This window comes from Fibrobacter sp. UWEL (genome assembly GCF_900142535.1).
Taxonomy (GTDB): Bacteria; Fibrobacterota; Fibrobacteria; order Fibrobacterales; family Fibrobacteraceae; genus Fibrobacter.
Window position 1 is genome coordinate 53915 of record NZ_FRBE01000021.1, and the last position, 6932, is coordinate 60846.

Genomic DNA, 6932 nt, shown 5'->3' on the forward strand with positions numbered 1-6932 from the left:
GGAGCACCTAAGGTTCCCCGAGTGTCATCCTGAGCGGAGCACCGAAGGTGCGAAGTCGAAGGATCTAGGATCCCGTCAGGATCGATAAGCTCGTAATTAAGACGAACACCCTGTAGGTTTAAGCCTGCGGGGTGTTTTTTTGTGCATGAGATTTGTGTTTTTTTTGCATTTTAGCATATTTGCTACAAAAAAACTTACGAATTGAATAGAAAAACCCTTTAATATGGGGTAGGACGTTTCTAAATTTTAACCCGTATTTTTTTGAGAAGGAACTTTTCTAATGAAAAAGACTTTTTTTGCAGTTGCACTGGCAGGGATATGCGCTGTTGGGGCGAATGCTGCTTTGAATAAGGCTGATAATGGCTGTTACCAGATAGGTGATTATACCGCATTGAAGGAATTCGCTACCAAGGTGAACGGCGGCGAAACTGACGCTTGCGGTCAGGTGACTGGAAATATTGATGCTACTGCATCTAAGACAGCAGCTACCGCCTGGACTCCTATTATGGGCTTTACGGGTTATTTTGAAGGCAATGGAAAAACTATTTCCAATTTGTCTTTCACTGGAAATAGTTCCGATAACGTTGGCCTTTTTGGTTCCGTTGCAGGTGGTGCTGTTATAAGAAACGTTATACTTGGTAGTGCAAGTATCGTTGCTCAAAGTAGTGTGGGTGGTATTGTTGGTGATGTCACTGGAACCGGAGTTGTTATTGATGGTTGCGGAGTGGACGATAAAAGCTCCATTAAGGGTTATAAAAATACCGGAGGGCTTGTTGGTAGCATTGCTACTGGTGCTCAGCTGATTGTTGCTAATAGTTATAATGCTGGTACGATTGGTGCGAGTAAGTCCGGAGGATCTGATAAAAACGGCTTGATTGGATTTGCAAATTCAGGTTCTTCTGTAGCGCTCATTAACTGTTACATCTCTGCAGAGAGCATTAAGGACAATCCTGTTGGAAATAAAGAAAATGGAGCGACGTTCTCTGTGACTGATGTGGGATGTGTCAAATGGCTGTCTTGGGGTGTTGTATCTATGGAAACAAGGTGTACGGCTAAAATTTCAGGTGTTACCGAATATAATGGTACGAATGCAGCAACTGCATATAACACGAATGTTGCCAATTCCGATTACCAGGCTTCTCTCCTTGCCAAGGAACTTGCGGTTAATTCCAGTGCAATTCCGAATGTTTCTGGCGTAACCATCTCTAACGAAGAAAGTAAGCTTGTCGCAACTCTCAATGATGCGGCTACCACACTTTCCATCCCCCAGGATATTAAGGTGAATGAAGTTCGTCTTGATCGTTCCTTTACTAAAGACGTCTATTCCACTATCATGCTTCCTTTTAGCGTTGCTGTTACTAGTGTTACGGGTGCAACCGAATTTGCAACATTTACTGGCGTAACCAAAAATGCAGAGGAAAATGCTTATACAGCCGTTGAAGGTACTAGGGTAAATGGTGATCTTGCTGCATATACTCCGTATCTGCTGAAAACTTCTGGTACCACTTTGACTGTTTCTGGTGCAGTAACCTTGAAGGCTAATCCCGCCAACACCACAACCACAGTCAATAACTGGTCTTTCATCGGAACCACCGCCAAGAAACGCTGGCAGAATCAATGTGAAGCAGATGCTAGCAAGTGTGAAAATGCTGATGAAATCGGTAATGTTTACGGTTTTTCTGGTTCTGAAGTGGGTGACATTCATGTTGGTAATTTTGTAAAGGTGGGCAATAAGGTTGCTATTCGTCCTATGCGCGCTTACCTTATGTATACAGGTTCCGAAAACCTTCCTGTCGCAAAGGGCAAGCCTGCTGCACCGGGAATGGCTATGGCTGCTGCTGTAGAATCTGTACCCACTGTTATTCTTCCGGATACCATGAAGGTTATCATTGTGGATCCTGTGGTTGAAGATCCTGAAGAAGACGTTCCCACCGAAGGTCCTTTGGCTCTGGATCCCATCAAGGCTCCTGCTGCAGCTTTCAAGGCTGACCGCTGGTACGATATTACTGGTCGTAATCTGAATAAGCCTAAGGCTCAGGGTGCTTACATCAACAACCGTACGACCGTCATCGTCAAGTAAGGGGGCTGAAAATGAATATGGAAAAAGAAATCGAAAAGAAAGTGTATTCTGCTCCCCAAATGAAAGTTGTAGAATTACAGGCTTCCATCAACCTCCTTCAGGATTCTGGCTTTGGCATCATGTTGCAGAACGATTCTGAAGATGGTGAAGATTACGAACTCAACTAAGTTTTGAGTTTATCATACTGTCAATCACAAAACCCTGTGCCATATCGCACAGGGCTTTCCTTTTTTAGTGACAGGTGAGAACCTGTTTTCTAAATTACGAGCCGTATTTTCCATTTTGACTCAAGAAGGAGAGTGAAATGAAACGCATTATTCTTAGTGCTATGACTGTGGGCGTGCTTGCCGTTGGGGCAAATGCTCTTGATCAGGATGAAAACGGATGCTATAAAATAGGTACTTCCGATGATCTTTTTGCATTTGCAGCCAAAGTGAATGCGAATGAAAATCCTGAAAAGGATGCTTGCGGTATTTTGACTACAGATATTACCGTCAATGAAAATGTCTTGACTGATTATGCATTGAATGGTACTCCCGCTAAAGTTTGGACTCCGATTGCATATTATCACGGCGTGTTTGATGGACAGAACCACTCCATTTCTGGGTTGTATGCCACCGGCGAACAGGAAGTGGGCTTTTTTGGTGCTTTAGCAAATGGGGATGCTGAAGTCCGCAATTTGAATATCAAGGATTCTTACTTTGCCGTTGATAAATATATGGCTGGTGGTATTGCCGGTAATATTTGGGCCTCTAAGTCGGTAATTGACAATTGCTCTTTTGATGGTGTTGTCACTATGACCGGTAATGGTGTTTTTACTAATGATGGCAAAAGCGAGCAGGTTACCTATGGAAATGTGATTGCGGGCCTTGTGGGAAATGTTAGCACCAATGCTAAATTGGTTGTGTCTAATTCCTCGAATAAAGGTAAAATAGGTTATGAAAGTGATGGCTATAAGGTAGGGGCTGCTGTTGGGTTGGCTGTTGGGGCTGGCTCTGTGGATGGAAAATCTACTCCGGGAGCTAAAGTTGCTCTTATCAATTTTTCAAATACAGGTTCTTTTGTTGGCGTGGAGGGCTCTTTCATTGGTGGTGCTGATGAGGGGAGTAAAACCTTTGAATATTCTGGGACTCTCTCTGGTACGTCCTTGTCTTTCCAGAATGACAAACTGGTTGCTGTTTTGGATGATTCCAAAGATTTGTCAATTTCTGCGGATTTCGAGGTTGATTCGGTTTATCTGAACCGTACCTTTACGACTGATGCTTATTCCACCATTATGTTGCCTTTTGATATTGCTGCAAGTAAAATTGCAGGTACCGTTGCTGAGTTCACTAGTGTCAACGCTGAATATACCGTGGTGACTGGAACTACTGTAAGTAGCATTACGGCGTACAAACCCTATTTGCTGACTGCAAATTCGGCTGCAATCGAAATAGTTGGACCTGTGACTATTAAGGCTTCTACTTCTGTAAATACAGAAAGTACGTATGAAAACTGGAAGTTCGTTGGAACACTCGCCAAGAAACGTTGGCAGAATGTTTGCACCGCAGCCGGTAGTGTTTGCGAAAATGCTGCTGAAATCGGTAAGGTATACGGTTTCTCAGGCACTGCAGTTAGTGGTATTGATGTCGGTAATTTCGTAAAGGTGGGTAACAAGGTCTCCATTCGCCCCATGCGCGCTTATCTCATGTATGAAGCTCCCGCTGCTCAGGGCAAGCCTGCTGCACCGGGAATGGCTATGGCTGCTGCTGTAGAATCTGTGCCCACAGTTATTCTTCCGGATACCATGAAGGTTATCATTGTGGACCCCGTGACTGAAGATCCTGAAGAAGACGTTCCCACCGAAGGTCCTCTGGCTTTGGATCCCATCAAGGCTCCTGCTGCTGCTTTCAAGGCTGACCGCTGGTATGATATTACTGGTCGTAACCTGAATAAGCCTAAGGCTCAGGGTGCTTACATCAACAACCGTACGACCGTCATTGCAAAGTAAGGGGGCTGAGATGAACATGGAAAAAGAAATCGAAAAGAAAGCATATTCTGCTCCCCAGATGAAGATTGTAGAACTGCAGGCTTCCATCAACCTCCTTCAGGATTCCGGCTTTGGCATCATGTTGCAGAATGATTCTGAAGACGGTGAAGATTACGAACTCAACTAAAACTTTTTTATTTTTGATTCGTAATTAAAGAGGTTCCCTATGGACAAGATCTATCGTTCTGGTATTGGTTTTGATGTGCACAAGCTGGTGGAAGGCCGCAAGTGCATTATCGGTGGTGTGGATATTCCTTACGAAAAGGGCCTGCTGGGTCATAGCGATGCGGACGTGTTGCTTCATGCCATTAGTGATGCTCTGCTGGGCGCTGCTGGCTTGGGCGACATCGGCACCTACTTCCCGGATACGGATCCCGCATTTAAGGGTGCTGACAGTTTGGAACTCCTGCGCAAGGTGGGGGAGGAAATTGCAAAGGCTGGTTATGACATCATTAACATTGATGCTATTGTCATGTGCGAACGCCCCAAGGTGAACCCCCACAAGGACCAGATGAAGGCTAACATCGCCCGCGTGCTGAGACTTGACGTAAAGCAAATCGGCATTAAGGGTACAACCACCGAAAAGCTTGGCTTCACTGGCCGCGGCGAAGGCATAGCCTCCCAGGCAGTGGCCATGGTTCGCAGCAAATAAATCCATTTCCTATCATTGATAAAACAAAAGCCCAGGTGAAGAACCTGGGCTTTTGCTGTTAAAGAGTGTAATTAGGCGTTTTTCTTGTTGTTGGCTTCAAAGTTAATTCCAAATTCGCCTTCATATTCATCTACTTCGGGACCATCTCCAGATCCCTGGAGCAGGCAGCTCATGGCTGTTAGCTGTACGATGGTCATAGTCGGAGCGGTGTATTCTTTCTTTTCCATTTTCAAATTCCCTTACTTAATTATGACCTTCTGGCCCTTGTGATAATATGTTCCCTTGGCAGTGGGCTTTTTGTACAGAACACGACCCTTCATGTCAAACCATTTGTTTTCGTCCATGGTTATTTCACCTGTGGCGGCGTTCATCTGGCCGATTGCCAGAGTTTCGCCGTCACTACCGATAAGCTTCACCTCAATTCTTTCAGGAAGCTCAGTCTCGTCAAGTGTTGTACCTGCGATAGCCTTTGCAAGTCGTCCTGCACTATTGTATTTGAGGTAGGCTCGCATGGGCGGAACTGTTGCTCCGATGCCGGCTTTTACAAACTCACCTGCGTGGAATTCCTTTTCGCCTACGGTGTTTGTGTTGGCTACAAAACCATAAACGTTTTTCTTTGTAGTTTCGTCAAAGACTGTTTTTTCGTAGGTACCTACTAATTCCCATGTGCCTGGGTAACCTTGAGTGGTTCCCTGTTCTTCATAGGTTGCGCTAAAGACTGGATTATTAATTTTTTCTGTCTTTAATGTCGGCTTAAGTGCATTCCATTGATTTATGTTCCTATTAAATTTGATGGTGGAACTTGTTGCTCCTACAATAAAGGGCGTGTTTGCTTCAAAACCGTTGGTCCATTGCCCTATAATTTGCACAACGTTTTTTGTACCATCGTAATAGGTTTTGATATTGGCAATTTTATAGAAAGTTGCGCCCTCTATTTGACCATGTTGATTGGCGTTAAATGGCATTACAATTGTTGAATACACGGTTTGCTGATTGTCACCTGCTGTATAGACTCTGTTGTACGCGACGGAGTCCACGGTAACGCCTTCAGGAATGCTAAGAGTCTGCATGCGAGCGTTGCTTTGGCCGTCGATACAGGCTGTCTTTACGACAGAACCATTTCCATCAAGAACATTCTTTACTTCAAAGATGCCATCGCCATCTTGGAAACATTCATCAACGACGATAGCATCCATGGATGCAGGAAGTTCGTTAGAATTTTCAGTAGTTGCTACCGCCCTTACCTTTCCAAGGGTCCCCTTACTATTGTATACTAGGTAGGCGCGCATAGGCGGCACAGAGGCGGTGGTTCCGGCTTTTACAAATTGACCTACGCTAATAGTCTTGTCTTCAGTGGCTGAACTTGCGAAGCCATAGGATACGTTTCGTTCTGTATCGTTTGCATCCCAAGTCTTTTTTTCGTATACGCCCTTAAGGGTCCAGGTTCCTGTAAGATTTACGTCCCCATCCGGATTAGCGGAAACGGTGGATGTTTTAGCTCCGTCGGCCGTGTTAATGTCAAATGTACAGCTTTGCGTGTTTTTGCTTCCAAGCCTGAAGTATAGATTGTTGCCTCCTTGCTTGATAAATCTCATAATGTATGGCTTGTTTGCCTCCAATCCGTTTGATTTTACATAAATGGTATTCAGTAATGCTCGCCACTTATGGGAAGTATTATCTTGAGATATTTTTTTTATTGTGTAGAATGATGCACCATTGTCAAAAAAACAACCGTTCGGCACACTGAATGGAAGTACAATTGTTTGGTTACTTGATGAGGTTGCGTTGCTTCTAAAATAGTAGACGGAGTCTACAGTGATTGTATTAGGTATATCAATTGCTTCGTTGTGATGATCACCATCGGCGTCAATCACTGCTAGACACTTGTTGGTTCCATAGTCTACAAGACTGATTTGACCATACGTTTTGACGTCGGGGCATTTAGCTGCCTGGACCATGGTTACGGCACCAGCCAAGGCTATTGCCATAGAAATTAGATGTTTTTTTTTCATAAACAAAAACCTTGTATTATTACAGGTTGTGTATATCTATTGGAAAGTTAGAAATGTGAATTAAGATTAGGCAAGTCCTTTTCTGTAAATTCATGCGCAAAAAGCGGATTTTCCCATCTCCTTCTCGGTTAAGTAAGCTTTATCTTCCATCCATTCATC

The 6932-nt window shown here is 44.1% G+C and carries 7 protein-coding genes; 5 read left to right on the forward strand and 2 right to left on the reverse strand.

Translation table 11 applies throughout. The features are described 5' to 3' along the window. The first annotated feature begins 280 nt into the window (after positions 1-280). The 5 genes from BUB59_RS12285 to ispF all read left to right on the forward strand — a co-directional run bounded on the left by BUB59_RS12285 (position 281) and on the right by ispF (position 4761). Complete coding sequence (locus tag BUB59_RS12285) at positions 281-2080, forward strand: hypothetical protein (protein ID WP_073230371.1); 1800 nt, start codon at positions 281-283, stop codon at positions 2078-2080. 11 nt (positions 2081-2091) lie between these two features. Further along, a complete protein-coding gene (locus tag BUB59_RS15390) occupies positions 2092-2247 on the forward strand; it encodes a hypothetical protein (protein WP_159433372.1) in 156 nt (51 codons plus the stop codon). Positions 2248-2384: 137 nt separating this feature from the next. Next, on the forward strand, positions 2385-4070 hold the full coding sequence (locus BUB59_RS12290; RefSeq protein WP_143160377.1) for a hypothetical protein: 1686 nt from the start codon (positions 2385-2387) through the stop codon (positions 4068-4070). A gap of 10 nt (positions 4071-4080) precedes the next feature. Beyond that, positions 4081-4236, forward strand: coding sequence for a hypothetical protein (locus BUB59_RS15395; RefSeq protein ID WP_159433373.1), 156 nt, complete (start codon positions 4081-4083; stop codon positions 4234-4236). 39 nt (positions 4237-4275) lie between these two features. Then, positions 4276-4761: a 2-C-methyl-D-erythritol 2,4-cyclodiphosphate synthase gene (ispF, locus tag BUB59_RS12295; protein WP_073230376.1), complete on the forward strand. Its 486-nt coding sequence runs from the start codon at positions 4276-4278 to the stop codon at positions 4759-4761. A gap of 71 nt (positions 4762-4832) precedes the next feature. Here ispF and BUB59_RS15400 read toward each other — a convergent pair whose 3' ends face one another. Continuing rightward, entirely contained in the window at positions 4833-4988 is a 156-nt protein-coding gene (locus tag BUB59_RS15400; protein ID WP_159433374.1) for a hypothetical protein, read from the reverse strand. Positions 4989-5000: 12 nt separating this feature from the next. After that, on the reverse strand, positions 5001-6773 hold the full coding sequence (locus tag BUB59_RS12300; RefSeq protein WP_143160378.1) for a hypothetical protein: 1773 nt from the start codon (positions 6771-6773) through the stop codon (positions 5001-5003). Positions 6774-6932: the final 159 nt, after the last annotated feature.

Excerpts from the sequence above, each read along its gene's own strand:
- BUB59_RS12285 (WP_073230371.1), top strand. The coding sequence starts at position 281 with ATGAAAAAGACTTTTTTTGCAGTTGCACTGGCAGGGATATGCGCTGTT.
- BUB59_RS15390 (WP_159433372.1), top strand. The coding sequence starts at position 2,092 with ATGAATATGGAAAAAGAAATCGAAAAGAAAGTGTATTCTGCTCCCCAA.
- BUB59_RS12290 (WP_143160377.1), top strand. The coding sequence starts at position 2,385 with ATGAAACGCATTATTCTTAGTGCTATGACTGTGGGCGTGCTTGCCGTT.
- BUB59_RS15395 (WP_159433373.1), top strand. The coding sequence starts at position 4,081 with ATGAACATGGAAAAAGAAATCGAAAAGAAAGCATATTCTGCTCCCCAG.
- ispF (WP_073230376.1), top strand. The coding sequence starts at position 4,276 with ATGGACAAGATCTATCGTTCTGGTATTGGTTTTGATGTGCACAAGCTG.
- BUB59_RS15400 (WP_159433374.1), bottom strand. The coding sequence starts at position 4,988 with ATGGAAAAGAAAGAATACACCGCTCCGACTATGACCATCGTACAGCTA.
- BUB59_RS12300 (WP_143160378.1), bottom strand. The coding sequence starts at position 6,773 with ATGAAAAAAAAACATCTAATTTCTATGGCAATAGCCTTGGCTGGTGCC.